Origin of the sequence: Sphingopyxis sp. UBA6723, from assembly GCF_002454115.1 — a bacterium.
GTDB lineage: Bacteria > Pseudomonadota > Alphaproteobacteria > Sphingomonadales > Sphingomonadaceae > Sphingopyxis.
This window is the reverse complement of record NZ_DKIH01000004.1, coordinates 47,077-73,837: the sequence shown is the minus strand read 5'-3', so window position 1 is coordinate 73,837 and position 26,761 is coordinate 47,077. Positions and strand designations below refer to the sequence as shown.

The following is a 26,761-nucleotide window of genomic DNA, read 5'->3' as shown; positions in this document are numbered from 1 at the left end:
AGCATTCCACAGTTATGATAGGCTGATCGACATCGCCGGTTGCGCCTCATCGGGCACCGGCCCATGAAGGCGCCAATGCCAGAGCTAGCCATTTTTCCGACCCCGGTCGCCACCGGAAACGCCCCTCAATTGCCGCGCAATATCGAGGCCGAGGCCGCGTTTCTGGGCGCGATTCTGATCGACAACCGAGTCGTCGAGGATCTGCCCGTCGCGCTGACCCCCGATCATTTCTTTGAGCCGCTCCACGGCCGTATTTTTCAGCAGACGATGGCGCTGATCGAGCGCAACAGCATCGCGACCCCGGTGACGCTGAAGCCCTATTTCGAAGCCGACGAGGCGATGAAGGCGGTCGGCGGGGTTGGTTATCTGGCACAGCTTACTGGCAGCGGGGCAGGTCTGATCGGCGCGCGTGATTTTGCCAAGCAGATTTACGACCTCGCCTTGCTGCGCGAACTTGCCGGCGTCGGGCGGGTGCTGGTCGAAAACGCGCTCGACACCAGTGAACGCGTCGATCCGCAGGCGCAGATCGAGGAGGCCGAAACCGCGCTCTACCGCGTCGCGGGCGGCGAGGCCGAAATGGGGTCGGTCAAAAGCTTCAGCCAGGCCAGCCTGACCGCATTGCAGGCGGCCGAGCGCGCGCTCAATTCGGGCGGGCATCTGTCGGGTATCACGACCGGCATTTCGAGCATGAACGCCAAGATCGGCGGCATGCACAATTCGGACTTGATGATCCTCGCCGGGCGTCCCGGCATGGGCAAGACCTCGCTCGCTACCAACATCGCCTATAACGCCGCCGAACGATGGCGCCGCGACGAGGATGACGGGATTCCGCCCGAAAAGAATATGGGCGCCAAGGTCGCTTTCTTCAGCCTTGAAATGTCCGCCGACCAACTCGCGACGCGCGTCCTCGCCGAACAATCGGGGGTGTCGGGCGAGGCGCTGCGCATGGGCAAGATCAGCAAGGAGCAGTTTCAGCAACTGTCGCGCGCGGCCCAGCAGCTTCAGACATTGCCGCTGTTCATCGACGACACCCCGGCGCTGACGATCGCGGGACTGCGGACGCGCGCGCGGCGCTTGCAGCGGCGGCACGGCATCGGTTTGATCATTGTCGATTATCTGCAATTGCTGGCGGGCAGCTCGAAAAGCGGCGACAATCGCGTGCAAGAAATTTCCGAAATTTCGCGTGGTTTGAAGACACTGGCGAAGGAACTTCATGTGCCTGTGATGGCATTGTCGCAGCTCAGCCGTGCGGTCGAACAGCGCGAAGACAAGCGGCCGATGCTGTCCGATCTGCGCGAATCGGGCTCGATCGAGCAGGACGCGGACATGGTGCTGTTTGTGTTTCGCGAGGATTATTATGTCGGCTCGCGCGAGCCCAAACGCCCGATGGAAGGCGACGATGTAAAGATCCACGCGGCGCATGAGGAGTGGGCGGCGGAGATGGAGCGCGTCTTCGGTTTGGCCGAAGTGATCGTGGCGAAGTCACGCCATGGTTCGACGGGCAAGATCCGCCTGCATTTCGAGGCGAAAACGACGAAGTTCAGCGATCTGGCGGATGAGAGTCAGGCGTTTGCGGATTATGAGTAGAGCCCATTGTTAACCCCGCCTACCTCGTCATCCCAGCAAAGCTGGGATCGCTGGCGTTCTCAAACGAGCCTGTCTGAATAATCCGCCCAATCCGGATTACTGGCCTCGATCAGCTCGATTTTCCACTCGCGTTTCCAGGCTTTCATCGCCTTCTCGCGCATGATCGATTCCGTGATCGTTGGAAATTCCTCGACGAGCACCAGGATTTTGAGCCCGTATTTGCGGCAGAAGGTAGATCCCTGTCCGGTTTTGTGCTGGTAAATTCGCGCGGGAAGATCGGCGGTGACGCCGATATAGAGGACGCCGCCTCGCTTGTTGGTCATGATGTAAACCCAACCGCGCTTGTTCATGCGCGAAAAGGTAACATGAGGATGCCAGCGATCCCAGCTTTCGCTGGGATGACGATGAACTAGAACGCCGGATCGTTCGCCGGGTCATCGCCAATCGGCGACACCGCTTCATGGATACCGCATTCGGTCTTGTCCCAGCCGCGCCAGCGGCCCGAGCGCGGGTCTTCGCCCGGCAGAACCTTTGACGTGCAGGGCGAGCAGCCAATCGACGGGTAGCCTTGCGACTCCAGCGGATGGCGCGGCAGGTCGTGCGCTTCGAAATAGGCGTCGAGGTTGGCGCGCGTCCAGTTGGCCAGCGGGTTGAATTTCAACCGGCCGGTGCTGCCGTCGAGTTCGAAGCGCGGCAAGCCTTGACGTGTCGATGACTGGAAGCCTTTGCGCCCGGTGATCGACGCATCGAAACCCGCCATCGCCTTTTCGAGCGGCTTGACCTTGCGGATTTCGCAGCAGCCGTCGGGATCATAGGACCAGCGCAGTTCGGTGGAATCCTTCGCCGCGAGATCCTCGGCATCGGGGGTCAGGTTGACGATATTGAGCCCGAGCCGTGCTGCGAGAGTATCGCGATAGGCGAGCGTTTCGGGGAAATGCTTGCCGGTGTCGAGGAACAGCACCGGCATGTCGGGCGCGACCTGTGCGACAAGGTGGAGGAGCACCGCGCTTTCGGCGCCAAAGCTGGAGACGATCGCGGTGTCGCCGAGCAACCCCGCGCCGATCACACTGGCGACGACTTCGCCGGCGTCCTGGCCGCGGAACAGGTTGTTCAGGCGGATGACGTCGGCGTGGGTGAAACGCGGCGCGACATCAATGCGGTCGCGCTTTCTGTCATTTCCTTGGTTTCCGTTCGTGTCGAGCGAAGTCGAGACACCGTGAAGGCGCGGATCACCGATGGGCATCTCGACGTCGCTCGATGCGAACGGGAATCTCTGATCGGGCTTAGCCATGCCGCAGCTTCCAGATCGGCACTGCGCCGTCGGCGGCGGCCTGATAATGTTCGGGCCAGCGCGACAGCGCTGCCTCGACATCGGCCGGGTTCAGATCCTTTTCGGGCGCGAAACTGTCGAAGCCGCAGCGCTTCATATAGCCAATCTGATCGACCAGAACGTCGCCCTGCGCGCGCAATTCGCCGGTATAGCCCGCCTCGCGCAGGATACGCGCCGAGGAATAGCCACGACCGTCGCGGAACTTCGGGAAGGCGACCTCAATTAATTTCAGCCGGTCCAGATAGGGGATCAACGCGCGCGCATCCTCATCCGACTCGAGCCGGACTGCGGTCGCGTTCGACTGTTCGAGGAAGGCGTCGAGCGTGACGCAGGGTTCCTCGCCATCGGCTTGCAGATGCTCAACCATAGATCGCCTCCTTGAACGGGGCCATGCCGACGCGGCGATAGGTGTCGACGAAGCGTTCGCCGTCGGTGCGTTCGGCAAGATATTTGTCGGTGACGCGTTCGATCGCATCGACGATGCCGTCCTCGTCGAAACCGGGGCCGGTGATCGTGCCGAGCGACACATCTTCCGCGCCCGAACCGCCGAGGAGGAGCTGGTAGTTTTCGGTGCCTTTACGATCGACCCCCAGGATGCCGATGTGACCCGCATGGTGATGGCCGCAGGCGTTGATGCAGCCCGAAATTTTCAGCTTCAGCTCGCCGAGATCGCGCTGGCGCGCCGGGTCGGAAAAGCGCTGCGCGATTTTCTGCGCGACCGGGATCGAACGCGCGTTGGCGAGGCTGCAATAGTCGAGCCCGGGGCAGGCGATGATGTCGCTGATCAGGTCGAGGTTTGGCGTTGCCAAATCTGCGGCGTCGAGTGCCTGCCAGATCGCGAACAGGTCGGCCTTGCGGACGTGGGGAAGCACGATGTTCTGCGCGTGGGTGACGCGCAGTTCGTCGTGGCTAAACTTTTCCGCGAGGTCAGCCATCAGGTCGATCTGCGCCGAGCTGGCATCGCCGGGGATGCCGCCGAGCGGTTTCAGGCTGATGTTGACGATCGCGTGGCCCGGCACCTTATGCGCGGCGACATTCTGGTCGACCCAGACCGCGAAGTCGGGGTCGGTGCGGTCGATCTCGTCCGAAGCCGACAGATCGAGGGATGGCATCGCAAACTGCGCCGCGATGCGGTCGTATTCGGCCTTGGGCGGATCGATGCCGAGCGACTTCACATGCGCGAATTCTTCCTCGACCTGGCGGCGATATTCGTCGGCGCCGAGCTCGTGGATCAGGATCTTGATCCGCGCTTTGTAGATATTGTCGCGGCGGCCATAGCGGTTGTACACGCGCAGGCACGCTTCGGTGTAGCTGAGCAGATCATCGAGCGGCACGAAATCCTTGATCAGCGGCGCGATCATCGGGGTGCGGCCCATGCCGCCGCCGACGTAGAAAGCGGCGCCGTGGACGCCGTCCTTCTCGACGATCTGGATGCCGATGTCGTGCAGCCGCATCGCGGCGCGATCTTCCTCCGCAGCGATCACCGCAATCTTGAACTTGCGCGGCAAATAGCTGAATTCGGGGTGAAAGCTCGACCATTGGCGCAGCAGCTCGGCCCATGGGCGCGGATCGGTCAGCTCGTCGGCGGCGGCACCGGCCCACTGGTCCGAGCTGATGTTGCGGATGCAATTGCCGCTGGTCTGGATCGCGTGCATCTCGACCGACGCCAGATCGGCGAGGATCGCGGGCGCATCCTCCAGCTTGATCCAGTTATACTGGATATTCTGGCGTGTGGTGAAATGGCCGTAATCGCGGTCATATTTGCGCGCGATATGCGCGAGCATCCGCATCTGACGCCCGTCGAGCGTGCCATAGGGCACTGCGACGCGCAGCATATAGGCGTGGAGCTGGAGATAGAGGCCGTTCATCAGCCGCAGCGGCTTGAACTGATCCTCGGTAATCTCGCCCGCCAGTCGGCGCTTCACCTGATCGGCGAATTCGGCGACGCGCGCATCGACCATCTGCTGGTCATATTCGTCATATTTATACATGTCAGATCACCCAGTCGCCGGCCGCGGGATCGGCGGGTTTTAATGTCAGGTCGGGACGAACGGTCGGGCCGAGCGCGCGGATGCGGTCCTTGATATGTGCCGGACGCGGGCCATCGGCGGTTTGTTCACCGGCAATGATGTAGGGCGCGTTGACGCGGCGCGCGGCTTCTTCGACCGCGAGGATCGCCTCGCCAGCCTCGCCAACGTCGGCGGCGTCCTCGATATGCAGCGACCAGTCGGCGCCGGTCCACCAGGTGACAAACCCTGTTTTCAGGTCGTTGCCCGTCAGCAGTTTCATGCAAAATTCCCCAATTTTTCAGCAACCCCGGGGGCGCCGAGACAGTCGAGCGCGTCGGCGCGCGCCGCGACCTTGCCGACGATGATCAGCGCCGGGCTGGCGACCTTCTCGCGCACGACAAGATCGCCAAGGTCGGTGAGCAGGGTGCGCAGGACGCGCGCGTCGGCGGTCGTGCCGCGCTCGATCACCGCGACAGGCAGGTCGGGCGACACGCCGTCGGCGATCAGCTTGTCGGCGATCGCGGTAGCGGTGGCGATGCCCATGTAGATGACGAGGGTGCGGCCATGGCCCGCGAGGCCCGACCAATCCTGATCCGAAAGATCCTTGCACTGGCCCGCGACAAAGCTGACCGCGCTCGCGTCCTCGCGGTGGGTGAGGGGCAGGCCCGCCTGCGCGGCGCAGCCCATCGCGGCGGTGATGCCGGGGACGACCTCGCACGGCACGCCAGCCTGACGCGCGGCGTCGATCTCCTCGCCGCCGCGCCCGAAGATGAACGGGTCGCCGCCCTTCAGACGGACAACCTGCCTCCCCGCGAGCGTCTCGCGGACGAGCAGTTCGTTGATCAACTCCTGCTTCATCGTGTGGCGACTGCGCTGCTTGGCGACGCTGATGCGCTCGATGTGCGGCGGGATCAGCGCGAGCACGCCGTCGCCAACCAACCCGTCATGGACGATGAGATCGGCGCTCGCCAGCAGCCGCGCGGCGCGCAACGTCAGCAGATCGGGATCGCCGGGACCGGCGCCAACGAGCCACAATTTGCCCGAAAGAGAGGGAGTCTGTTCCATGCACGATAAATGATGGCGCGGTCGCCGAATGGCAAAGCAGGCTTTATTGACGGTGATGAAGGTAAAATTGCCCCTCTCGATCGTCTCACAAGTCCGGCATGACGACGAAGCGGTTAGTTGTAGTTCTTCGGAACCAGTCGCGATCCTTCGGGGTCGCGCAATCCCACCCCGATCGACGCGCGCAGCGCATCGCTTTCCGCGCTCGCGACCGGATAAGCGCAATAATCGGCGGCATAGAAGGCGCTGGGGCGATGATTGCCCGAAAGGCCGATCCCGCCGAATGGCGCCGCCGACGAGGCGCCGTTGGTCGGGCGGTTCCAGTTGATCACCCCGGCCCGGGCATTGGCCCAGAACTGGTCGTAGAGCTGCGGGGTACCGCCGATCAGCGATGCCGACAGACCGAATGCGGTGTTGTTCGCCTCCGCGATCGCGGCTTCGAACGTCTCGACCCGGACAACTTGTAGCAGCGGTCCGAACAGCTCGATGTCGGGGCGCTCAGGCATCGACGTGACGTCGATGATGCCGGGGGTCAGGAACGGACGCCCCGCAACCGGGCGCGTCATATGGCGGATCACCTGACCGCCGTTCGACATCAGGATCAGGAAGCTTTCGGTCAGCCCATCGGCGGCCTCATTGTCGATCACCGGCCCCATATAGGGCGCCGGATCGGCATGCGGATGGTCGACGATCAGCCGGTTGGTCAGCGCCTTGACCTCTTCCAGCAGCGCATCGGCCAGCGTGTCGCGCACGATCAGCCGCCGCGCGTTGCTGCACCGCTGCCCGGCGCTCAGGAATGCCGACTGGACGACGATGATCGCCGCGGTGCGAATGTCGGCGGTGTCCCACACGACGATCGGGTTGTTGCCACCCATTTCCAGCGCCAACATCTTGCCCGGCTGGTCGGCAAACTGGCGGTTGAGCGCGAGCCCGGTGCGTGCCGATCCGGTAAACAGCAGGCCGTCGATGCCTTGATGCCCCGCCAGCGCCTTGCCGGTTTCGGGGCCGCCGACGATTAGCCGCAGCACCTCCTGAGGCACCCCGGCGCTGTGGAAAAGATCGACCAGCTTGGCGCCGACGGCCGGGGTCTTCTCGGACGGCTTGAACAACACCGAATTGCCCGCGATCAGCGCCGGAACAATATGGCCGTTCGGTAAATGGGCGGGGAAATTATAGGGGCCGAGCACCGCCAGCGCGCCATGCGGCTTGTGGCGCACGGCGTTGCGCAGCCCCATCGCGCCTTCGATCCGCCGGTTCGGGGTGCGTTCGCCATAGGATTTGACCGAAATATCGACCTTGGCCACCACCGATTCGACTTCGGTGCGCGCTTCCCACAACGGTTTGCCGGTTTCGCGCGCGATCAGGTCGGCCAGCGCTTCACCCTCGGCCTTTACCCGATCGGCAAAGCGGCGCAGCGTTTCGGTGCGAAAGGTGACGGCTTTGGCCGCCCATTCGGGCCAGGCAGCTCGAGCGATGGCGACCTCGTCATCGACATTGCTGACCGTTCCGCGCCACAGTTCTTCACCGGTTGCGGGTTCGAAGGAAAGCAGGGTGTCACTCATGGTCGCCCCGGTCTTATCGGTGAAAGCGGGTGGCGGCAACCTGCGCTGCGGCATGGTGCAACGGATTGCTTGCACCCTGTGATGTGGTGGCGATAGACAGGTCGGCACATCGATAAGGGGAACGCGCCATTTTAGCGAAACAGGACAGCCGCCGCGACTGGTCCGACCAATATTGGTGGTCGGGCGATGGTGTGCGGCTGCATGCGCGCGTCTATGCGGGGCCGGAAGGGACCGAGACTGCGCCGCCGGTGCTGTGCATGCCGGGGCTTGCCCGCAACGCGCGCGATTTCGAGGCGCTCGCGCCCCATGTCGCGCGGCACCGCACGACGATTGTCATCGAATTCCGCGGTCGCGGCGAAAGCGCCTATGCAAAGGATCCGATGACCTATGTTCCGCTGACCTACGTGCAGGACATCGTTGCCTTGCTCGACGACATGGCGATCGAGCGTTTTGCAACGATCGGGACATCGCTGGGCGGGCTGGTAGCGATGCTGATGGCGGCGACGTTGCCGGGGCGGTTGGTCGGCGCGGTGCTCAACGATGTCGGACCGGAGCTTCAGGCCAGCGGGCTTGATCGGATCCGCGATTATATTGGCGCGGGCGGCAGTCAGCCGACGTGGATGCATGCGGCGCGCGCGATGTCGGAACTCAATGCCGCGATCTATCCCGGCTATGAAATACATGATTGGCTGCGGCTGACCAAGCGGACCCACCGGCTGACTCCCGAGGGCCGGATCGTCACCGATTACGACAAACAGATTGCGGCGCCACTGCGCGTGACCGGCGGCGAAGCGGCGTTCGATATGTGGCCGGTCTATTGCGCGCTTGACGGGGTGCCGTTGCTTATCCTGCGTGGTGAACTGTCGGACATCTTGGCGCGGTCGGCGGGCGAAAAAATGGTTGCTGAGCTACCGCACGCCAAACTGATCGAGGTGCCAGGGGTCGGCCATGCGCCGACGCTGGATGAACCGGAAGCCGTTGCCGCGATCAAAGCCTGGCTGGCGGAATTGCCGACCGCGTGACCGGCGCCAAGGCTCCAGTGCGTCTCCTGCACCTCCATTCCAGCTTTTCGCTGGGGGGCAAGGAAGCACGTGCAGTCCGATTGATGAATTTGATGGGACCGCGCGCGCGGCACACGATCCTGTCGGCGGTGCCGGATGCGATGGGTGCGCGTGACGCGATCGATCCCGTTATCGACGTTGAGTTTCCTGCCGATGCGCCGCCGCTGCACGGAAAACCGGGGCTGGCGCGCTACCGCGATCTGGCGCGTTACATGCAGCCGTTCGATCTGGTGCTGAGCTATAATTGGGGATCGATGGACGGGGTGATGGCGCACCGTATCTTTGCGCCGTTTCGCGTCCTGCCGCCGCTGATCCATCATGAAGATGGCTTCAACGAGGATGAGAGCGTCCGGCGTAACTGGAAACGCAACGGTTTTCGTCGCCTCGCGCTGCCGACCGCCGAGGCGCTGGTCGTGCCGTCAACGCTCCTTGAGCGGATCGCGGCAGACGAATGGCGCGCGCGGCGACGGACGGTGATGATCCGCAACGGGATCGACGCCGCGGCATATCAAGCCACGCCATCGGTCTCGATCCCGGGACTTGAACGCCGCGAAGGCGAGGTCGTGATCGGCACAGTCGCTGGGCTGCGCAAGGTCAAGGATCTGCCGCGGCTCGTCCGTGCGGTTGCAACTTTGCCCGCCAATGTCCGGCTAGTCATTGTCGGGGAAGGGCCGGAGCGCGCCGCCATCGCCGCCGAAGCGGAGTCCGGCGGGATTGCTGACCGGTTGGTGATGCCCGGTTTCATGGCCGAACCGGCGCGCTGGATCGGGCATTTCGACCTGCTCGCGCTGTCCTCGCAAAGCGAGCAGGCGCCGATAGCGGTGATCGAGGCAATGGCGGCGGGTTTGCCGGTCGTCAGCCCCGATGTGGGCGATGTTGCCGCGATGGTTGCGCCTGACAACCGGAACTTTATCGCCACCGACGAAGCAGGCTTTCGCGCCGCCCTGACGGAAGTTACCGCCGATCCCGATCTGCGCGCCCGGATCGGTGCCGCGAACCGGCGGGTCGCTCCCGAACGGTTCGACGAATCGATCATGGTCGCGGCGTATGAAAATCTCTATGGTCGGGTGCTTAACGGTCGCCGCCTGTTTGCGGGTTAGCCAGCGGCGGAACCATTGACTTTCGCTGCGCGCTTCCGCTTACGGAAGCGAACCGGGGACTGGCCGGAAACGGATCGGCCGGTGGAGAGAAAGAGATATAGAATGTTCAAAGGATTGAAGCCCATCCTTTACGGCGGACGCGAAGTCTGGCCGTTGGTCGAGGGCGGCAAGGGCGTGTCGGCGACCAACCATATGTCGAGCGGCGCCTGGGCCGCGGCGGGCGGCATCGGCACCGTGTCGGCGGTCAACGCCGACAGCTATGACGCCGAGGGCAAGATCATCCCGCAGGTTTACAAGTCGCTGACCCGCAAGGAACGTCACGAAGAACTGATCCATTACGGCATCGAAGGCGCGGTGGCGCAGGTCGAACGCGCTTACGAGGTGTCGGGCGGCAAGGGTGCGATCAACATCAACGTGCTGTGGGAAATGGGCGGCGCGCAGCAGATCCTTGAGGGCGTGCTGGCGCGGACCAAGGGCATGGTCGCGGGGGTCACTTGCGGTGCCGGGATGCCGTACAAGCTCAGCGAAATCGCCGAGCGCCACAATGTCATGTATCTGCCGATCATCAGCTCGGCGCGCGCCTTTCGCGCGCTGTGGAAGCGCGCCTATCACAAGGTGCCGCATCTTCTGGGCGCGGTGGTGTATGAGGATCCTTGGCTCGCGGGCGGGCACAACGGCCTGTCGAACGCCGAAGACCCGCTGGTCCCGCAGGATCCGTACCCGCGCGTGAAAGCGCTGCGCGACGTCATGACGGCGGAAGGGATTGCAGACTCTGTACCGATCGTGATGGCAGGCGGCGTCTGGTATCTGCGCGACTGGAACGACTGGATCGACAATCCCGAGCTGGGCCAGATCGTTTTCCAGTATGGCACGCGCCCGCTGTTGACCGAAGAAAGCCCGATCCCGCAGGCGTGGAAGGATCGCCTCCGCACCCTCGACGACGGCGACGTGCTGCTCCACCGCTTCTCGCCGACCGGATTTTATTCGAGCGCGGTGCGCACGCCGTTCCTGCGCGACCTCGAAGCGCGCTCGGAGCGCCAGATTCCTTACTCGAAGCAGGAAGCGGGCGATCATATCGTCCAGCTCGACGTCGGGGTGAAGGGCAAGAATTTCTGGGTCACCCCGCACGACCGCGCCCGCGCGCGCGACTGGGCGGCGGAAGGCTATACCGAGGCGCTGAAGACGCCCGACAATACGGTGGTATTCGTGACCGAGGCCGACAAGGCGGTGATCCGCAAGGATCAGACCGACTGCATGGGCTGCCTGTCGCACTGCGGTTTTTCGTCGTGGAAGGACCATGACGATTACACCACCGGCTACCTCGCCGACCCACGCAGCTTCTGCATCCAGAAGACGCTACAGGACATCGCGCACGGCGGCGATCCCGAACAAAATCTGATGTTTGCGGGCCATGCCGCGTTCAATTTCAAGACCGATCCCTTTTATTCGAACAACTTCACCCCGACGGTGAAGCAGTTGGTCGATCGGATTTTGACGGGGGATTAACATCCGTCGCCCCCGCGTAGGCGGGGGCNNGCCCCCGCCTACGCGGGGGCGACGTTGGGTTAAGCCCACCCCTCCAGCACCTGATCCTGCGGGCGATGGCCGTCGCACCAGGCGCGGATGTTGGCGATGACTTTTTCACCCGAAGCCTCGCGGCCCTCGATCGTCGCCGAGCCCAGGTGCGGGAGCAGCACGACATTGTCGAGCGCGAGCAGCGCCGGGTCGACCGCGGGTTCGTGGGTGTACACATCGAGCCCGGCGCCCGCGATGCGCCCGGTCTGGAGCGCGGCGATCAGCGCCTTTTCATCGACGATCTCGCCGCGCGCGGTGTTGATCAGATAGGCGGTCGGCTTCATCGAACCGATGCGCGCGGCGCTCACCATCTCATGCGTTTCGGCGGTGTGTGGGCAGTGGAGCGTGACGATGTCGCTGATCCGTAGCAAGGTATCGACGCTGGCGTGATAGCTGGCGCCCAATTCCTCCTCGATCGCTTCGGGAAGGCGGCGGCGGTTGTGATAATGAATCGACAGCCCGAAGGCGCGCGCGCGGCGCGCTACCGCCAAGCCGATGCGCCCCATACCGATGATGCCGAGCAGCTTGCCGCCGACGCGGTGGCCGAGCATCGCGCTGGGCGCCCAGCCGGCCCATTGGCCCGACCGCATCAGCTTCTCACCCTCGGCAAGGCGCCGGGGCACACTGAGGATCAGCGCCATCGTCATGTCGGCGGTGTCCTCGGTGAACACCCCTGGCGTGTTCGACACCATGATCCCCTTGGCGCGCGCCGCTGCCAGGTCGATATGGTCGACCCCGGCGCCGAAATTGGCGATCAGTTTGAGCCTTTCGCCCGCGGCGGCGATGACGTCGGCGTCGATCTCGTCGGTCACCGTCGGCACGAATACGTCGCAGTCGGCGACCGCGGCCTTCAACTCGTCTTTGGTAAAGGCATGATCATTGGCCGACAGCGCCACGTCGAACAGTTCGGCCATGCGCGCCTCGACATGCGGCATCAACTGGCGGGTGACGATGACGCGCGGGCGTTTGGGGCGGGTGGAATCGGGCATGGCCGCCGATAGAGCGCGCCGCGGCGCGGCGGTCAAGGGTGCGAAGGTGGAAAGAAACGCGAAAAGCCGGGGGATGAGCGCAGCCTTTTGCGCGGCGAGCGGTTGAATTGCCGAGCCGAGTTTGACAAGGCAGAGTGATGACCAGCCGCTTGATACTAGCAACCACCCTGTTTTTCGTCGTCGTGGGACCGGCGTCCGCGCAATCCGACCCCGTGAAGCTGCCCTATTGGGCGTCGATCAGCGTCGATGAGGCGCGGATGCGCAAGGGGCCGTCGCCGGACGTCCCGGTGATCTGGGAATATCGGCGCAAGGATTTGCCGGTCAAGGTCATCGCGCGGTTCGAAACCTGGCGCAAGATCGAGGATCCCGACGGGACGCAAGGCTGGATGGCGGCGCGATTGCTGAGCCGCACCCGCACTGCGATTGTCACCGGCGAGATCCGCCCGCTGCGCGAGGCGGCGAGCACCTCGGCCGCCGTCGCTTACCGCGCCGAACCGGGAGTCGTCGGGCGCATTACCGAATGTTCCGAAGGCTGGTGTATGTTCGACGTAAAGGGCCGAAAGGGCTGGATCCAGACCGACCATATCTGGGGCGACTGACGCCGCCCCCGATAGCGCCGATGATCGCGATCATTTTTTCTTGGGCGTGACAGTGACGGCCGTTCCGTCGGGTGCGGTGGCGGTAAAGCTGCCGTCGGCCGCGGTCGGCGACAGGCTCCAGCAGGCTTCGGCTTCGTCGCCATCGGGGTCAAAGCAGTCCTTGCCATCCTTGTGCGTCAACTTGCCTTTGATGGCTTTACCCTTGGGATTGGTATCGACGTAGGTTCCATCGGCATTGATCGTCGTCGACGCGATGGTGCCATCGGCCATCTTCACCTCATAATCGCCCGGCGGTGTCCCGGTGCTTGCCGGTGCGGCAGGTGCCGTCGTTTCGGCGGGTGCGGCGGTTTCCCTGGTTTCTTCGGCTTGCTGCGAGCAGGCGGACAAAGCGGCGACAGCGGCAAGAAGAACGAATTTTTTCATGGCAAAATCTCCCCCTTAAGGCGCCCGCAGGCTAGGTGTTCCGTCCGGCGGCGACAATCCCTCGATAGGCGTACCAAAAAGGGCCGATGGTTGCCCATCGACCCTTCTCGGTTACCTGGTCTCGGCTAGCGCTTAGCGGCGCCAGTTGAAGTGGTTGCGGTATACCTTCACCACCCGGCCGTTACGTTCGTTGACGAGCAGCAGGTCGTTGTAGTGACGCACATAGGTCAGGTTCCGGCCCGCGCGCGGTACACCCCAGCGGCTGTCCCAAGTCGGGCGATAGGCCGGAGCGTAATAGTTCGAACGGAGCGTCGCGCCGACGCGGAACTGCTGGTAACGGAACGGCGCGCGATAATTCTGATAGCGGCTTTCCTGACGCCAGTCGCGGCGGTCTTCGCGCAGCTCCTGACGAGCATCACGAACATCGCGGCGCTCGTCGCGCACATCGTCACGATCGCCATAACGCTGGGCCTGACGCAGCTCGCGCTGCTCTTCGCGCAGATCCTGGCGGCTTTCGCGGACTTCGCCGCGGGTCTGGGCCGAGGCCGCAGCCGGAACCATCAGGGCCGCAATCAGCCCGACAGTGAGAAATTTGGTCTTCATTGGTCTATCCTTTCAATCCGTCAGGGGGAGGGGACTGCCCGATGACAAGGATAGGTTTACGCGAGTCGATTTGAATTGTTCCAGAACGGCGCGTTTATTTTCAGGACATTAGTGTCGCAATTTGTCGCGGCGATGCGGTGGATTGATGAGACAGTGCGGCATGTAGATGGAACTCTACCTGCGGGGCTTGCGTCCGTGCGAATTCAGGAGCCTATCACCCGACCCATTCTCCCGAAAACGGCCGCCGTTCGAAACCGGAAGGACCGGAGATGGGCCCCTGCTTTCGCAGGGGCACAGAACAGCTGACCGCGTTAAACCAGCTCGACCGCGACCGCGGTGGCTTCGCCACCGCCGATGCACAGGCTTGCGATACCGCGCGTTTTGCCATGGCGTTGCAGTGCCGCGATCAGCGTCGTGATGATGCGGGTGCCGCTGGCGCCGATCGGGTGGCCAAGCGCGGTTGCGCCGCCGTGGACGTTGATCTTGTCGTGCGGGATGCCAAGGTCGTGCATCGCGAACATGGCCACACAGGCGAAGGCTTCGTTGACTTCGAACAGATCGACGTCGGCGATGGTCCAGCCGGCCTTGGCCAACACCTTGTTGATCGCGCCGACGGGGGCGATGGTAAAATCCTTCGGTTCCTGCGCGTGCGCGGCGTGCGCGACGAGGCGCGCAACGGGTTTCGCACCCTTTGCATCGGCGACCGACTGGCGGGTCAGGACGACGGCGGCGGCGCCATCCGAAATCGAGCTGCTGGTCGCCGCGGTGATCGTGCCGTCCTTGGCAAAGGCGGGCTTCAGCGTCGGGATCTTGTCGGGCATCGCCTTGCCGGGGGCTTCGTCGGTATCGACGATCACGTCGCCCTTGCGACCGGAAATGGTGACGGGCGCGATTTCGTTCGCGAAGGCGCCGTCGGTGATCGCGGCCTTGGCGCGGCTCAGCGACGTCAGCGTGTAGTCGTCCTGCGCTTGCCGCGACAGCTGGTACGCATCGGCGGTATCCTGTGCGAACGTCCCCATCGCGCGGCCCGCTTCATAAGCGTCTTCCAGCCCGTCGAGGAACATATGGTCATAGGCGGTGTCGTGGCCGATGCGCGCGCCGCCGCGGTGTTTCTTGAGCAGATAGGGCGCGTTGGTCATCGACTCCATGCCGCCCGCGACGATCAGGTCGACGCTACCCGCGGCGAGTGCTTCGGCGCCCATGATCACCGTCTGCATCCCCGAACCGCATACCTTGTTGACCGTCGTCGCCTGCACCGATTTCGGCAGGCCCGCCTTGATCGCGGCCTGCCGCGCGGGTGCCTGGCCGAGGCCGGCGGGCAACACGCAACCCATATAGATGCGTTCGATCTCGTCGCCGGCGACGCCCGCGCGCTCGACCGCTGCCCTGACCGCGGTGGCGCCGAGATCGGTTGCGCTCGCGTCCGACAGGCTGCCCTGCATGCTGCCCATCGGGGTGCGGGCATAGGACAGAAAGACGACGGGATCGGTGGCGGTCATGGGACAAGACTCCGTAAGGGAAACAGGATCGGCGGCCCGATTAGCGGAAATGCTGCAACTGCGAAAGGGGGTGATGTACCGCGCCGCTTTTGTCGGGAGGAGGGGCGCCCCACCCGTGCGGCACGGGTTCAAAGTTCAGTGAAGTTCAGCCCAACGACGAGCCCTGCGGCCTTGCTGTCCGCGGTGGGACCGCGTGCCTGAGCGGGCGTGTCGTCATTCCTCTGCCATGTTGAAGCATAGCGAAATATATTAGGAAAGCGGTTTTTCGTCGAGGGCTTTAACGGAGAGTGTCGAGAGCAACGGCAGTATTTCAACCGTCCAGCCAATTGCAGCTCATCTGTCCCCGATGCCCCTCCGGCGCCAGAGCGGCCCGCATGGCTTCGAGCAGCGGTGGCAACGCCTGGATGAAGGCATAGGGCGGGTTGACGATGAATAACCCCGCGCCGTTATAGATGTCGGGCTGATCGCGGTCGTACAGCCAATGCTCGACCACCAGAAACTTCGGGATGCCGAGTTTCCGCAACTGCTGTTTCCAACGCATATGCGTCTCGCGGTCCTTCAGCGGATACCAGATCACCGTCACGCCATGCGCCCATTTGCGGTGCGCGGCGGCAAGGGTGGCGGCGATACGGGCGCGTTCATCGGTCTGCTCATAGGGTGGATCCACCACCACCACGCCGCGCGGGGTGCGCGTCGGCAGCAGCGCCAGCCAAAGTTCGTAGGCGTCGCGCTGATGCACGGCGGCGGTTGTGCCGCGCATGGCGCCGCGCAGGGCGTAGGCGTCATCGGGATGCTTTTCGTTGAGGATCAGGACATCCTGCGGACGCAGAAGCTGCGCCAGAACCTGCGGCGAGCCGGGGTAGAGGCGCGGCTTGGCCCCGGCATTCACCGCCTGTACGGCGGCGCGATAGTCGTCCAGCAAGGGGTTCGGGTCGGCAAACGCCCGCAGCACGCCCTGCGTCGCCTCGCCAGTGCGCCTCGCCTCCTCGCCGCCAAGGTCGTACAGCCCTGAGCCGGCATGGGTGTCGATCAGCGTAAGCGCGCCCGGTTTTTGCTGCAGCGCCCGCACGAGCGCGATCAGCAGGCCGTGCTTTACGACATCGGCGCTATTGCCAGCGTGAAAGCTATGGCGGTAATTCATTGTTGTTCAAAATCCTGGTGATCTGCCTTTGTACGAACGGCTGGGCGAACAAACCGAGCGCGAGGCGAGGGAAGCAACCAATTCGGTGCCCGTATAGCGTCGGAGAGAAACCTTCAAAACATTCTGTGCGGACCCTAACGTCGGCGCTGGCGATCGTCACCCGAGGCGGCGATATCGCGGGTGCGGGTTTCAACTTGCAACGAACCGCGCGCCATGGTGAACTGTCGCAAATCCAAACAGGGAGACGGGTCATGGCCACCGCCATCAAGAAGGATATCGCCGGCGAAACCGCACGCATGCACGAGGTGCTCGCCGCGCAAAAGGCCAGCTTTACCGCGGCGATGCCGGAGAGCCTGAGCGTTCGTACCGATCGGATCGACCGCGCGATCGCGCTGCTGGTCGATCATGCCGAGGAATTTGCCAAAGCGGTGAGCGAAGATTTCGGGCATCGCAGCCGCGAGCAGACGCTGATGACCGACATCATGCCCTCGGTCAGCGCGCTGAAGCATGCCAAAAAGCATATGGCGGGCTGGGCGAAGGGGGAGAAGCGCAAGCCGACATTTCCGCTCGGGCTGCTCGGCGCCAAGGCCGAGGTGGTGTATCAACCCAAGGGTGTCGTCGGCGTCGTCGCGCCGTGGAATTTCCCGGTCGGCATGGTCTTCGTGCCGATGGCGGGCATCCTGGCCGCGGGCAACCGCGCGATGATCAAGCCGAGCGAGTTCACCGAAAATGTGTCGGCGCTGATCGCGCGGCTGGTGCCAGACTATTTCGACGAGACCGAGATGGCGGTGTTCACTGGCGATGCCGACGTCGGCGTGGCGTTCTCGAAACTCGCTTTCGACCATATGATCTTCACCGGCGCGACCAGCGTCGGGCGCCATATCATGCGCGCCGCGGCGGATAATCTGGTGCCGGTGACGCTGGAGCTGGGCGGCAAGTCGCCGACCTTTATCGGGCGCAGCGCGAACAAGGATCTGGTCGGGCAGCGCGTCGCGCTGGGCAAGATGATGAACGCGGGGCAAATCTGTCTCGCCCCCGATTATCTGCTGGTGGCCGAGGATCAGGAAGGCGAGGTGATCGACAGCGTCACCAAGGGCGCGACCGCGCTCTATCCGACGCTCCTCGCCAATGACGATTATACGTCGGTGGTCAACACGCGCAATTACGACCGCCTGCAATCCTATCTGACCGATGCGCGCGAAAAGGGCGCCGAGGTCATCGAGGTCAATCCGGGTAATGAGGATTTCGCGAGCTCGAACGGCCACAAGATGCCGCTGCACATCGTCCGCAATCCGACTGACGACATGAAGGTGATGCAGGAAGAAATCTTTGGCCCGATCTTGCCGGTCAAGACGTACAAGACGATCGATGAGGCGATCGATTATGTGAATGCGAACGATCGCCCGCTCGGCCTTTACTATTTCGGGCAGGACAAGAGCGAGGAGGACCGCGTGCTGACGCGGACGATCTCCGGCGGGGTGACCGTCAACGACGTGCTGTTCCACAATGCGATGGAGGATCTGCCGTTCGGCGGGGTCGGGCCGTCGGGGATGGGCAATTATCACGGCGTTGATGGCTTCCGCACCTTCAGCCATGCGCGCGCGGTTTATCGGCAGCCGAAGCTGGATGTCGCCGGGCTGGCGGGGTTCAAGCCGCCCTATGGCAAGGCTACGGCCAAGACACTGGCGAAGGAGTTGAAGAAGTAGAGACTATCCCGCGTCTCGTCATTGCGAGGAGCGAAGCGACGCGGCAATCCCCAGCCATTGGGATGCGCTAGCGCGACATCTGGAGATTGCTTCGCTTCGCTCGCAATGACGCGGTATTACGCAGCTGGCCTCAGTCCGCGCCCGCGATCTTGATATCTTTGCCCAGCAGCGTCTTCACATAGACCCGCTGCACCAGCACATAGACCACCACGGTCAGCGGCGCGGCAAGCAGTACGCCGAGGAAGCCGAACAGCACCCCCGCCGCGACCACCGCGAACAGCAGCACCGCGGGCGGGACGTCGACCGCCTGTTTCTGGATCATCGGTTGCAGGAAATTTCCCTGCAACTGCTGGATCACCAGGAACAGCACCAGCGTCCACAGCGCGGTGGCGGGCGACACGGTAAAGGCCAGCAGCACCGCGGGGATGCCCGCGATGATCGGGCCAATCATCGGAATCACGTCGAGCAGGCCAGCAATCAGCCCCAGCCCGCCCGCCGCGGGAACGCCGAGCAACGCGAGCCCGGCCCAGGTCAGCGCGGCAACGACCAGCGACGACACGGCTTGGCCGACCATCCAGCCCTTCAGCCCGCGTGCAGCATCGTCGAGCGCCAATTCTGCGGTCTTCTCGGCCTTGGCGGGCATCAGCAGGAGTAGCCCGCGGCGATAGGTGGCAGGATCGCTGGCGAGAAAAATTGCCGCGACCAGCACCAGCACAAAATCGGCGATGCCGCTGCCCGCTGCGAGGGCATAGCCGCCCGCTTGCGAGACCAGCTGCGAGATGTCGTTGCCGCCGACTTCGGCGAGTTCGCGAACACGGGTACCGAGCCCGTAGCGATCGAGGAACGCCTCGACCCCTTGCAGTGCACGCGGTACCTGCTCGCGGATCGTATCGACCTCGCTGGCAAGCTGCGATCCGAACAGCACAAACGCGCCGGTAAAAATGGCGATGATACCGACGACCGAACCCGCGAGCGCGAAGCCGCGTTTCATCTTTGTGCGGCGAACCAGCCAGCTGGCGATCGCGTCGAAGATTGCACCCAGCACGATTGCCGCGAACACGAGCATGAAAAAGCGTGTCAGGGTGACCGCCAGCCACGCGACGCCGATGATCGCGATGACGACCACCGCCGCCAGCGCGATTTTGCCCGGGCCGAACGTGGCCGGGGGTGCGGGCGTCGCGCGTACGGTCGGGGCAGGGGGCGCCTTGGTCGGTTCGGTCATACCGCCCTATTAGGCACGATGCTGCTTATCCACTAGACTAAAACCACCTTTCTGTGGCAACGGCTCCTCCGCATCGGTCGCCCGACGGGAATCACTCCCGATCTGGCCGCCGTCCACGGGCCCCTGTGGTGAAATTGGTAGACGCGCCGCACTCAAAATGCGGTTCCGCAAGGAGTGCTGGTTCGAGTCCGGCCAGGGGCACCATCGGCTTTTTCGACATTTTGTTGGATCGCAAACTGCGCAGGGCGCGGCACATTCGATCCGCGTTAGCAATCGGGTATCGATGATGCGTCGGTGCTGCCATTTTGGCGCTTAATGTTGCCGCATTGGCACCGTTAAAACATGCAAATTACAAAATTAATTCATGGTTAGCGGTCAAGTTGGTCAAGGTAAGGGCGGCGTTAACGCAAATTTCACGACGACTATTGGCACGGACATTGAAAAATAATGAAAAACATGATAGCAGAACCAGGACTAACTTGTGTGTTTTGCAGCTTTTATCGCGATTTGCCGACTCTCTTTGACGCTGCTCCGATAAGGTGGATGCCATGACTCAACCACGCCCGAGCAACGAGCACGAATTTTCTGCCAATGCCGGTGATCGCCGCGGTGCGGATCGTTATCGTACCGTCTGGCGCATCGCAAAAATCATTCGCAATGGCGACGCCGGGTTGTGGCGGGTGCGCAATATATCCGACCGTGGAATGATGCTCGCCGCCGATGTGCCGATCAGCATTGGCGAACAGCTCGAAATCGCGCTGTCCGATACCGTCACCCTGCGCGGGAAAGTTGTCTGGTCAGAAGACGGTCGCTGCGGCGTGGCTTTCGACCAGGAAGTCGATGTCGCCGATGTGCTCAAACAATTGGCCGCCGAACAGCGCGCGACCGGATATCGCCAGCCGCGCTTGCCGGTGCACAGCCGGGCGCAGGCGGTGACCGATGAAGGGACGGGCAACATCGAACTGGTTGACCTGTCGCAACATGGCGCGGGTTTCCTGCACGACGGCCATTTCGAGGTCGGCAAGGAGCTGGATCTGATCCTGCCCGGCGGGATCAAGCGCCGTGCCATCGTGCGCTGGTCGCGTGCCGGTCGCGGCGGGCTGTGGCTGACCCAGCCGCTGGATCGCGCCGACCTGGAAAGCATCCGCCGCTTCGAAAGCTGAGATCGCTTTGCGGCGTCAGATGTCCTCGACCAACCGTCCGTAAAGCTGTGGTCGGCGGTCGCGGAAAAACCCCATCCCTGCACGGTGCTTTGCCGCGCGGTCGAGATCGATCGTTTCGATCAGCACGCCGGTTTCGCTGGCGCCAAAATCTTGCGTCAGATCGCCCCATTCATCGCTGATGAAGCTGTGACCATAGAAACTGGCGTCGCCCTCGGTGCCGATACGGTTGGCGGCGATCACCGGCATACAGTTGGACACGGCATGTCCCTGCATTGCGCGGCGCCACATGCGGCTGGTGTCGAGGTCGGCGTCATAGGGCTCGCTGCCGATCGCGGTCGGATAAAACAGTAGTTCGGCGCCCATCAGCGCCATCGCGCGCGCGCATTCGGGATACCATTGGTCCCAGCACACCCCGATGCCGATCCGCGCGCCGAACACGTCCCACACTTTGAAGCCGGTGTTGCCGGGGCGGAAATAATATTTCTCTTCATAGCCGGGACCGTCGGGAATGTGGCTTTTGCGATAGGTCCCCATGATTGCGCCGTCGGGACCGATCATCGCCAGCGTATTGTAAAAGTGATGCCCCTCGCGCTCGAAAAAGCTGGTCGGGATCGCGACCTTCAGCTTCGCGGCGAGCGCCTGCATGGCGATGATGCTCGGATGCTCGGCGGTCGGACGCGCCGATGCGAACAGCGCTTCATCCTCGACCTGACAGAAATACGGCCCTTCGAACAATTCAGGCGGCAGGATGACCTGCGCCCCTTGCGCCGCCGCTTCCTCCACGAGCGCGGTGACCGCTTCGATGTTGGGCTGGACAGGACCGGGTAGGGGCAGCTGCAACGCTGCGACGGTGATGGTGCGGGTCATGGGGTCGCTATGCCGGAAGCTGCTGGCTCGAACAATGGAAACTGCCGCCGCCCGCGATGATGCCGCGCGCGGGGACGGCCACAGGGCGGCGGTCGGGGAAGAGCGCGCCCAGCGCATCGACCGCGGCCTGATCGTTCGGGACGCCATAGGTGGGCACGACGACGACGCTGTTGCCGATGTAGAAGTTCATATAGCTTGCCGCCGCGATCTCGCCGTCGATCTCGATCCGTCCGGGCGAGGGCAGGTCGACGATTTCGATCCCGCCTAAGGCCGCAGCGCGCGCGCGCGCGTCGGCATAGATATGCGCATTGGGGTCGTCATGACCGGCCGCGACGGGTAGCGCCAGTCGCCCTTCGCCAACAAAACGCGCGAGATTGTCGACATGCCCGTCGGTATGGTCACCGACGAGGCCGTTGCCGAGCCACAGCAGCCGGTCGATACCGAGCGACTGGTGCAGCCGCACCGCGATGTCCTCGCGCGTCAGCGTGGGGTTGCGGTTGGGGTTGAGCAGGCATTCCTCGGTGGTCACGCATAGCCCGGTGCCATCGACGTCGATCGCGCCGCCTTCGAGCACCCAGTCCTGATCGTCGGCCGGCAATCCGCTCGACACAGCCAGCGCCGCGCCAACCTCCTGATCGCCGGGCATGACGAATTTTTCACCCCACCAGTTGAAGCGGAAGTTGCACGCGCGCCGCGCCGATCCGGTACCCGCAATGATCGGCCCGGTATCGCGCAGCCAGATGTCGCCAAGCGGCTGGACCAATATCGACACGCCGGAATCGACCAGCGCCGTCGCGATCTGCGCCTGCTGCTCGTCATTGACGACCAGCCGCACCTGCTCGCCGCGGCCTTCATCGTGGACGGCGTTGGCAAAGGCGGCGACATCGCGCCGCGCGGCGTCGATCTGTCCTGACCATTCGTCGGCCAAGTGCGGGAAACCGATCCACACCGCTTCGTGCGGTGCCCATTCGGCGGGCATTTTCAGGGTCATGCGTGTTCTCGTTCTGAAGCTAACCACGATTCCGGTCGTGCTGAGCTTGTCGAAGCACAGTTCTTTCTTGACACCGCAAGAAGAAAGAACGGCCCTTCGACAGGCTCAGAGCGAACGGAGAAGGGACGGCTTTATTTCGCGGCGCCACGCGACTTGTCGCGGGCGGCGCGGAATTCGTCGCCGTCGTTCCAGTTCGGCCAGGCGTCGGTCATCGCCAGCATCCGGCCCACCGCATAATAGAGGCGAAGGTCGGCCATCATCCCGTCCCAGCTGGTGATCGCCGACATATCGTCCGACGGTGCGTGGTAACGGTCTTTCGTATAAGCCTCAGCCCACGCCTTGCCGGCGTCGGTACCGCCGTCGACCAGATCCTCGCCGCCGTCGAAATAGATCATCGGCACGCCGAGCTTGGCGAGGCTGAAATGATCGGAGCGATAATAGAAGCCTTTCTCCGGCGTCGGTTCGTTGACGACCACGCGCTTCTCCTGCGCGACGGCCTTTTCCAGATAGGCGTCGAGCTGCGACTTGCCGCGGCCGATCACGATGATGTCCTTGGCTGGACCGGATCCCGACAAGGCGTCCATATTGACCCCGCCGACCGTCTGCGCGAGCGGGAACACCGGATTTTCGGCATAGTATTTGGAACCGAGCAGCCCCGATTCCTCGGCAGTCACGGCCAGGAACACCAGGCTCCGGTCGGGCGCGCCCGCCTTTTTTTGCGCTTCGGCGAGGGCGACGAGCGCCGCGGTACCGGTCGCATTGTCGATCGCGCCATTGCAGATGCCGTCGCCGTTCACCGGCTCGCATTTCCCCAGATGGTCCCAGTGCGCGGTGTAGAGGACATATTCGTCGGGCCGCTTGGCGCCCGGCAGGACGCCGATGACGTTCTTCGACATTTTGCGCGCGATCTTGTTGTCGAAGTTCAGCGATGCCTTCACCCCGGTGAGCGGGACCGCCTTGAAGCCCTTTTTCTTCGCAGCCTCGCGCAGCGCGTCGAAATCCTGACCGGCGCCGGCAAACAGCGCCTTAGCCTTATCGAGCTGGATCCAGCCGTTGGCCGCCGTCTGATCGGCGCCGTTATTCTCGCTCGCCGCCAGATATTGTGTGCCGGTCCAGCTCGACTGGACGACGTTCCAGCCATAAGCGGCGGGTTCGGTGTCGTGGACGATAAGTGCCGCCGCCGCGCCCTGCCGCGCCGCTTCCTCATATTTATACGTCCAGCGGCCGTAATAGGTCATCGCCCGGCCGTTGAACTCGCCCTTGGCTTCGGCGACTTGCCAGTCCGGGTCGTTGACGAGGATGACCACGGTTTTGCCCTTGACGTCGAGCCCGGCATAATCGTTCCAGCCTTTCTCCGGCGCGTTGATGCCGTAGCCGACGAAGACGACGTCGCTGTCCTTCACCGCGATTTTCGGCTGCACGCGATAGCTGCCCGCGACAAATTCGCTGCCGTAGGCGAGCGACATCGGCGCCCCGCCGCCGGTAAAGGTCAGCGGCGACACATTTTCGACAGTGATCTCGACCAGCGGCACGTCCTGCGTCCAGCTGCCCTTTTTGCCCGGCTCGAGCCCCGCCGCCTGGAAACGCTCGATCAGCAGCGCAACGGTCTTTTCCTCGCCCGGCGTCCCCGGCGCCCGCCCCTCGAATTCGTCCGACGCCAGCGCGCCGACGACGTCCTGCATTGTCTTGAGCGAGATTTCGAGGATGGCGACGTCGGGGATGGCGTCTGCCACATTCGTGCTCGCGGTATCGCTCGCATTGCAGGCGGCGACCGCGAAAAGCGCGGCCGCGGCGGCGAGAACCCTGGGGGAACGGATCATGGGGTTTCCTCGAATTGTCGTTGGTGATGCGCACTGTGTGCCAGCGGGGGTGCCCGCATGCAAGAAGGGCGGCCCGCATGGACCGCCCTTGATGATATCGTTGCTGCTTGAAAATCGATCAGCGCGAATAGAATTCGACGACCAGATTGGGTTCCATCTTCACCGGATAGGGCACTTCGTCGAGCGTCGGGACGCGGACATAGGTGGCCTTGGTGCCGTCAATCGCGAGATATTCGGGCAGGTCGCGCTCGGGCAGGCTCTGCGCTTCGGCGACCAGCGCCATTTCCTGTGCCTTCTTGCCCAGGGTGATTTCGTCGCCCGGCTTGACCAGGCGGCTGGCGACGTTGCACTTCACGCCGTTCACATAGACGTGGCCGTGGCTGACCAGCTGGCGGGCCGAGAAGATCGTCGGGGTGAATTTCGAGCGATAGACGACCGCATCGAGGCGGCGTTCGAGCAGGCCGATCAGGTTCTGACCGGTGTCGCCCTTCATGCGGCTGGCTTCGAAATAGTTCTTCTTGAACTGCTTTTCGGTGATGTCGCCGTAATAGCCCTTCAGCTTCTGCTTCGCGCGCAGCTGGATGCCGAAATCCGACACCTTGCCCTTGCGGCGCTGGCCGTGCTGGCCGGGGCCATATTCGCGGCGGTTGACCGGGCTCTTCGGGCGACCCCAGATGTTTTCACCCATCCGGCGGTCGAGTTTATACTTGGCGCTATGGCGCTTCGACATTTGTCGTCTCCAACTTGCTGTGTGCCGAGAGATTTCGGCGTGTCCCGGGTCGCACCATATGGGTATCGAGCCAGGCTCGACACCATATGCGACCGCCGCTTCACCGGGGTGCGGGGTCCATTGCGAAGGCGCGCGGTTAGACGGGGGACGGGGCAAAGTCAAGCGTTGCGGCCCCGGTCGGACGCGTGCCTCGACAGCATCGCAAAAACCGCTAAAGGCAGCGCGCATGACCGCTGCCAAATCTCCCGAAGCCTGCGAAACGATGATCGATGTCCGCGCCGGAGTCGATCAGGTTGACCGCGAACTTGTGGCGCTGCTTGTCCGCCGCTTTGGCTACATGAACGCAGCGGCACGGATCAAAACCGATCGCGCCACCGTCCGCGACGAGGCGCGCAAGGCACAGGTGCTGGACAATGTCGCACGCGAAGCCGCCGCCGTGGGGCTGGCGCCCGAACGGCTGCGCGCGGTTTGGGAGGAGTTGGTCGAGCAATCGATCGCCCATGAAGCGACCGAATGGGATCGCATCCGCGCCGGTCGCTGACCGCGGGGCGTACGACCTATCGTGCGCGGGGCGTTCTGCCGAGGCTGGTTATGACGCCATGCATCATCCTGATATCATTATGCGACCAGCCGGTCTTGGTGAGCGCGGTGCGCAATGTGCGCAGGGTTGCCTCGGTGCGTTCGGGCGGGACGAAATAGCCGCTAGCGTCGAGGTCGCGGACCAGATGCTGGATCAGTTCTTCCAGTTCGCCATGCGGCGCGACGGGGTCGAGCGGCACGGTCGGCGGGCTGGCGAGCGCGACGCCGCCTGCGGCTTCGCTCGGCGCATGTTTCGACCATTCATAGGCGAGCAGTATCACCGCCTGCGCCAGGTTCAGCGATGCGAACGCGGGGTTGATCGGAACGGTCACGATCGCGTGGGCAAGCGCGACATCGTCGGTTTCGAGGCCGGATCGTTCGGCTCCAAAAATATACGCCGAACGCCCGGCATCGGCGTGCACTGCACGCGCTGCGGCTTCCGGGGTCAGCACCGGTTTCATGACGCCGCGTTTGCGCACGGTGGTGGCATAGATGGTGGTGCAATCGGCGACGGCTTCGGCAAGGCTATCGAACACCTGCGCTTCGGCCAGCACGATGTCGGCCCCCGCCGCCGCCGGACCCGCATCGGGATTGGGCCAGCCATCGCGCGGGGCGACGAGGCGCAACTCCGTCAGCCCGAAATTGAGCATCGCCCGCGCCGCCTTGCCGATATTTTCGCCCAGTTGCGGACGGACGAGGATGATGACGGGCGGTGGGGCAATCTGCGGGGAGGATTTCTCCTCAATCCGCATCCCCGAGCGAAGACGAGGGGCTCCGCCGAGCGAAGTCGAGGCGCGGGCTTGGCGCTCCGACGGTGGAACCGCTGCGCGCTTCAGTCGATCCCAGTCCTTGGCGATGAGCGCTTCCTTTTTAGCTCGCGACCAGTTTTTGATTTTGAGTTCGGCGGCCTTGGCTTCGTCGCGAGTGGCAAATGCTTCGGCCCACACCAATTCGACCGGTAGGCGTGTCGAAGTGTAACCACCCAACACGCCTTCCTGATGCTGATAGACGCGCTTGTCCAAATCGTCGGTGTGGCCGGTGTAATAGCTGCGGTCCGCACAGTGGAGGAGATAGGTCCAGAAAGTCATGAGTTGCGTGTTTCTCGCTTCGCTCGAAATAGTCCCTCGTCTTCGCTCGGGAAAA

26 protein-coding genes and 1 tRNA gene are annotated in these 26,761 nt (G+C 63.5%); 9 read left to right on the top strand and 18 right to left on the bottom strand.

Annotation, left to right across the window (positions count from 1 at the left end):
• Positions 1–75: 75 nt before the first annotated feature.
• Complete coding sequence (locus tag B4F07_RS01990) at positions 76–1,587, top strand: replicative DNA helicase (protein WP_293697985.1); 1,512 nt, start codon at positions 76–78, stop codon at positions 1,585–1,587.
• A 59-nt stretch (positions 1,588–1,646) separates the two neighbouring features.
• On the opposite strand, the gene B4F07_RS01985 is transcribed toward B4F07_RS01990, so the two are convergent.
• From B4F07_RS01985 to astD, 7 genes are all read right to left on the bottom strand, one after another.
• The gene (locus B4F07_RS01985; RefSeq protein WP_293697987.1) at positions 1,647–1,910 is read right to left on the bottom strand and encodes a GIY-YIG nuclease family protein; all 264 of its coding nucleotides are present in this window, start codon (positions 1,908–1,910) and stop codon (positions 1,647–1,649) included.
• A gap of 86 nt (positions 1,911–1,996) precedes the next feature.
• On the bottom strand, positions 1,997–2,878 hold the full coding sequence (locus B4F07_RS01980; protein WP_414711678.1) for a phosphoadenylyl-sulfate reductase: 882 nt from the start codon (positions 2,876–2,878) through the stop codon (positions 1,997–1,999).
• Positions 2,871–3,284: a DUF934 domain-containing protein gene (locus B4F07_RS01975; protein WP_293697989.1), complete on the bottom strand. Its 414-nt coding sequence runs from the start codon at positions 3,282–3,284 to the stop codon at positions 2,871–2,873. Before B4F07_RS01975 ends, B4F07_RS01980 begins: the two co-directional genes overlap by 8 nt.
• Positions 3,277–4,908, bottom strand: coding sequence for a nitrite/sulfite reductase (locus B4F07_RS01970; RefSeq protein ID WP_293697991.1), 1,632 nt, complete (start codon positions 4,906–4,908; stop codon positions 3,277–3,279). The genes B4F07_RS01975 and B4F07_RS01970 overlap by 8 nt, the downstream gene beginning before the upstream one ends.
• 1 nt (position 4,909) lies before the next feature.
• Positions 4,910–5,206: a DUF2849 domain-containing protein gene (locus tag B4F07_RS01965; RefSeq protein ID WP_088442130.1), complete on the bottom strand. Its 297-nt coding sequence runs from the start codon at positions 5,204–5,206 to the stop codon at positions 4,910–4,912.
• Positions 5,203–5,991: a uroporphyrinogen-III C-methyltransferase gene (cobA, locus tag B4F07_RS01960; RefSeq protein ID WP_293697994.1), complete on the bottom strand. Its 789-nt coding sequence runs from the start codon at positions 5,989–5,991 to the stop codon at positions 5,203–5,205. Before cobA ends, B4F07_RS01965 begins: the two co-directional genes overlap by 4 nt.
• A 113-nt stretch (positions 5,992–6,104) precedes the next feature.
• Positions 6,105–7,550: a succinylglutamate-semialdehyde dehydrogenase gene (gene astD / locus B4F07_RS01955; protein WP_293697996.1), complete on the bottom strand. Its 1,446-nt coding sequence runs from the start codon at positions 7,548–7,550 to the stop codon at positions 6,105–6,107.
• A gap of 191 nt (positions 7,551–7,741) precedes the next feature.
• Between astD and B4F07_RS01950 the strand changes: the two genes are divergently transcribed.
• The 3 genes from B4F07_RS01950 to B4F07_RS01940 all read left to right on the top strand — a co-directional run bounded on the left by B4F07_RS01950 (position 7,742) and on the right by B4F07_RS01940 (position 11,217).
• The gene (locus B4F07_RS01950) at positions 7,742–8,572 is read left to right on the top strand and encodes an alpha/beta fold hydrolase (protein WP_293697998.1); all 831 of its coding nucleotides are present in this window, start codon (positions 7,742–7,744) and stop codon (positions 8,570–8,572) included.
• 83 nt (positions 8,573–8,655) lie between these two features.
• Positions 8,656–9,711, top strand: coding sequence for a glycosyltransferase family 4 protein (locus B4F07_RS01945; RefSeq protein WP_293698012.1), 1,056 nt, complete (start codon positions 8,656–8,658; stop codon positions 9,709–9,711).
• A 102-nt stretch (positions 9,712–9,813) separates the two neighbouring features.
• Entirely contained in the window at positions 9,814–11,217 is a 1,404-nt protein-coding gene (locus B4F07_RS01940; RefSeq protein ID WP_293698000.1) for an NAD(P)H-dependent flavin oxidoreductase, read from the top strand.
• A gap of 59 nt (positions 11,218–11,276) precedes the next feature.
• Here the strand turns inward: B4F07_RS01940 and B4F07_RS01935 are convergent, their stop codons facing one another.
• Positions 11,277–12,275: a 2-hydroxyacid dehydrogenase gene (locus B4F07_RS01935; protein WP_293704476.1), complete on the bottom strand. Its 999-nt coding sequence runs from the start codon at positions 12,273–12,275 to the stop codon at positions 11,277–11,279.
• A 137-nt stretch (positions 12,276–12,412) separates the two neighbouring features.
• On the opposite strand from B4F07_RS01935, the gene B4F07_RS01930 reads away from it, so the two are divergent.
• Positions 12,413–12,874 carry an SH3 domain-containing protein gene (locus tag B4F07_RS01930; protein WP_293704475.1) on the top strand — a complete coding sequence of 154 codons (462 nt, stop codon included), beginning with the start codon at positions 12,413–12,415 and terminating at the stop codon, positions 12,872–12,874.
• Between the two features lie 30 nt (positions 12,875–12,904).
• Here B4F07_RS01930 and B4F07_RS01925 read toward each other — a convergent pair whose 3' ends face one another.
• From B4F07_RS01925 to B4F07_RS01910, 4 genes are all read right to left on the bottom strand, one after another.
• Complete coding sequence (locus B4F07_RS01925) at positions 12,905–13,297, bottom strand: hypothetical protein (RefSeq protein ID WP_293700987.1); 393 nt, start codon at positions 13,295–13,297, stop codon at positions 12,905–12,907.
• A gap of 132 nt (positions 13,298–13,429) precedes the next feature.
• The gene (locus B4F07_RS01920; RefSeq protein WP_293700986.1) at positions 13,430–13,900 is read right to left on the bottom strand and encodes a hypothetical protein; all 471 of its coding nucleotides are present in this window, start codon (positions 13,898–13,900) and stop codon (positions 13,430–13,432) included.
• Between the two features lie 311 nt (positions 13,901–14,211).
• Entirely contained in the window at positions 14,212–15,399 is a 1,188-nt protein-coding gene (locus B4F07_RS01915) for an acetyl-CoA C-acyltransferase (protein ID WP_293704473.1), read from the bottom strand.
• 310 nt (positions 15,400–15,709) lie between these two features.
• Complete coding sequence (locus B4F07_RS01910) at positions 15,710–16,540, bottom strand: 23S rRNA (adenine(2030)-N(6))-methyltransferase RlmJ (protein WP_293704471.1); 831 nt, start codon at positions 16,538–16,540, stop codon at positions 15,710–15,712.
• A 251-nt stretch (positions 16,541–16,791) separates the two neighbouring features.
• Here B4F07_RS01910 and B4F07_RS01905 point away from each other — a divergent pair, with 251 nt between their 5' ends.
• Positions 16,792–18,246 carry a coniferyl aldehyde dehydrogenase gene (locus B4F07_RS01905; protein ID WP_293702865.1) on the top strand — a complete coding sequence of 485 codons (1,455 nt, stop codon included), beginning with the start codon at positions 16,792–16,794 and terminating at the stop codon, positions 18,244–18,246.
• Positions 18,247–18,376: 130 nt separating this feature from the next.
• Here B4F07_RS01905 and B4F07_RS01900 read toward each other — a convergent pair whose 3' ends face one another.
• Positions 18,377–19,468 carry an AI-2E family transporter gene (locus B4F07_RS01900; RefSeq protein ID WP_293702869.1) on the bottom strand — a complete coding sequence of 364 codons (1,092 nt, stop codon included), beginning with the start codon at positions 19,466–19,468 and terminating at the stop codon, positions 18,377–18,379.
• Between the two features lie 119 nt (positions 19,469–19,587).
• Here B4F07_RS01900 and B4F07_RS01895 point away from each other — a divergent pair.
• Together B4F07_RS01895 and B4F07_RS01890 are read left to right on the top strand one after the other, a co-directional pair.
• A tRNA-Leu gene (locus B4F07_RS01895) sits at positions 19,588–19,672 on the top strand.
• Between the two features lie 344 nt (positions 19,673–20,016).
• Positions 20,017–20,631, top strand: a complete 615-nt coding sequence (locus tag B4F07_RS01890) for a PilZ domain-containing protein (RefSeq protein WP_293702872.1) — start codon at positions 20,017–20,019, stop codon at positions 20,629–20,631.
• Between the two features lie 15 nt (positions 20,632–20,646).
• On the opposite strand, the gene aguB is transcribed toward B4F07_RS01890, so the two are convergent.
• From aguB to rpsD, 4 genes are all read right to left on the bottom strand, one after another.
• A complete protein-coding gene (aguB, locus tag B4F07_RS01885; RefSeq protein ID WP_293704469.1) occupies positions 20,647–21,498 on the bottom strand; it encodes an N-carbamoylputrescine amidase in 852 nt (283 codons plus the stop codon).
• 7 nt (positions 21,499–21,505) lie between these two features.
• Complete coding sequence (locus B4F07_RS01880; RefSeq protein WP_293704467.1) at positions 21,506–22,489, bottom strand: agmatine deiminase family protein; 984 nt, start codon at positions 22,487–22,489, stop codon at positions 21,506–21,508.
• Between the two features lie 131 nt (positions 22,490–22,620).
• On the bottom strand, positions 22,621–24,309 hold the full coding sequence (locus B4F07_RS01875) for a M28 family metallopeptidase (RefSeq protein ID WP_293702884.1): 1,689 nt from the start codon (positions 24,307–24,309) through the stop codon (positions 22,621–22,623).
• A 118-nt stretch (positions 24,310–24,427) separates the two neighbouring features.
• Positions 24,428–25,039, bottom strand: coding sequence for a 30S ribosomal protein S4 (gene rpsD / locus B4F07_RS01870; protein ID WP_088441602.1), 612 nt, complete (start codon positions 25,037–25,039; stop codon positions 24,428–24,430).
• 226 nt (positions 25,040–25,265) lie between these two features.
• Between rpsD and B4F07_RS01865 the strand changes: the two genes are divergently transcribed.
• Positions 25,266–25,580: a chorismate mutase gene (locus B4F07_RS01865; protein WP_293702887.1), complete on the top strand. Its 315-nt coding sequence runs from the start codon at positions 25,266–25,268 to the stop codon at positions 25,578–25,580.
• A 16-nt stretch (positions 25,581–25,596) separates the two neighbouring features.
• Here B4F07_RS01865 and B4F07_RS01860 read toward each other — a convergent pair whose 3' ends face one another.
• The gene (locus B4F07_RS01860; RefSeq protein WP_293702890.1) at positions 25,597–26,706 is read right to left on the bottom strand and encodes a TrmH family RNA methyltransferase; all 1,110 of its coding nucleotides are present in this window, start codon (positions 26,704–26,706) and stop codon (positions 25,597–25,599) included.
• Between the last annotated feature and the right edge of the window lie 55 nt (positions 26,707–26,761).

Excerpts from the sequence above, each read along its gene's own strand:
- B4F07_RS01990 (WP_293697985.1), top strand. The coding sequence starts at position 76 with ATGCCAGAGCTAGCCATTTTTCCGACCCCGGTCGCCACCGGAAACGCC.
- B4F07_RS01985 (WP_293697987.1), bottom strand. The coding sequence starts at position 1,910 with ATGACCAACAAGCGAGGCGGCGTCCTCTATATCGGCGTCACCGCCGAT.
- B4F07_RS01980 (WP_414711678.1), bottom strand. The coding sequence starts at position 2,878 with ATGGCTAAGCCCGATCAGAGATTCCCGTTCGCATCGAGCGACGTCGAG.
- B4F07_RS01975 (WP_293697989.1), bottom strand. The coding sequence starts at position 3,284 with ATGGTTGAGCATCTGCAAGCCGATGGCGAGGAACCCTGCGTCACGCTC.
- B4F07_RS01970 (WP_293697991.1), bottom strand. The coding sequence starts at position 4,908 with ATGTATAAATATGACGAATATGACCAGCAGATGGTCGATGCGCGCGTC.
- B4F07_RS01965 (WP_088442130.1), bottom strand. The coding sequence starts at position 5,206 with ATGAAACTGCTGACGGGCAACGACCTGAAAACAGGGTTTGTCACCTGG.
- cobA (WP_293697994.1), bottom strand. The coding sequence starts at position 5,991 with ATGGAACAGACTCCCTCTCTTTCGGGCAAATTGTGGCTCGTTGGCGCC.
- astD (WP_293697996.1), bottom strand. The coding sequence starts at position 7,550 with ATGAGTGACACCCTGCTTTCCTTCGAACCCGCAACCGGTGAAGAACTG.
- B4F07_RS01945 (WP_293698012.1), top strand. The coding sequence starts at position 8,656 with ATGAATTTGATGGGACCGCGCGCGCGGCACACGATCCTGTCGGCGGTG.
- B4F07_RS01940 (WP_293698000.1), top strand. The coding sequence starts at position 9,814 with ATGTTCAAAGGATTGAAGCCCATCCTTTACGGCGGACGCGAAGTCTGG.
- B4F07_RS01935 (WP_293704476.1), bottom strand. The coding sequence starts at position 12,275 with ATGCCCGATTCCACCCGCCCCAAACGCCCGCGCGTCATCGTCACCCGC.
- B4F07_RS01930 (WP_293704475.1), top strand. The coding sequence starts at position 12,413 with ATGACCAGCCGCTTGATACTAGCAACCACCCTGTTTTTCGTCGTCGTG.
- B4F07_RS01925 (WP_293700987.1), bottom strand. The coding sequence starts at position 13,297 with ATGAAAAAATTCGTTCTTCTTGCCGCTGTCGCCGCTTTGTCCGCCTGC.
- B4F07_RS01920 (WP_293700986.1), bottom strand. The coding sequence starts at position 13,900 with ATGAAGACCAAATTTCTCACTGTCGGGCTGATTGCGGCCCTGATGGTT.
- B4F07_RS01915 (WP_293704473.1), bottom strand. The coding sequence starts at position 15,399 with ATGACCGCCACCGATCCCGTCGTCTTTCTGTCCTATGCCCGCACCCCG.
- B4F07_RS01910 (WP_293704471.1), bottom strand. The coding sequence starts at position 16,540 with ATGAATTACCGCCATAGCTTTCACGCTGGCAATAGCGCCGATGTCGTA.
- B4F07_RS01905 (WP_293702865.1), top strand. The coding sequence starts at position 16,792 with ATGGCCACCGCCATCAAGAAGGATATCGCCGGCGAAACCGCACGCATG.
- B4F07_RS01900 (WP_293702869.1), bottom strand. The coding sequence starts at position 19,468 with ATGACCGAACCGACCAAGGCGCCCCCTGCCCCGACCGTACGCGCGACG.
- B4F07_RS01890 (WP_293702872.1), top strand. The coding sequence starts at position 20,017 with ATGACTCAACCACGCCCGAGCAACGAGCACGAATTTTCTGCCAATGCC.
- aguB (WP_293704469.1), bottom strand. The coding sequence starts at position 21,498 with ATGACCCGCACCATCACCGTCGCAGCGTTGCAGCTGCCCCTACCCGGT.
- B4F07_RS01880 (WP_293704467.1), bottom strand. The coding sequence starts at position 22,489 with ATGACCCTGAAAATGCCCGCCGAATGGGCACCGCACGAAGCGGTGTGG.
- B4F07_RS01875 (WP_293702884.1), bottom strand. The coding sequence starts at position 24,309 with ATGATCCGTTCCCCCAGGGTTCTCGCCGCCGCGGCCGCGCTTTTCGCG.
- rpsD (WP_088441602.1), bottom strand. The coding sequence starts at position 25,039 with ATGTCGAAGCGCCATAGCGCCAAGTATAAACTCGACCGCCGGATGGGT.
- B4F07_RS01865 (WP_293702887.1), top strand. The coding sequence starts at position 25,266 with ATGACCGCTGCCAAATCTCCCGAAGCCTGCGAAACGATGATCGATGTC.
- B4F07_RS01860 (WP_293702890.1), bottom strand. The coding sequence starts at position 26,706 with ATGACTTTCTGGACCTATCTCCTCCACTGTGCGGACCGCAGCTATTAC.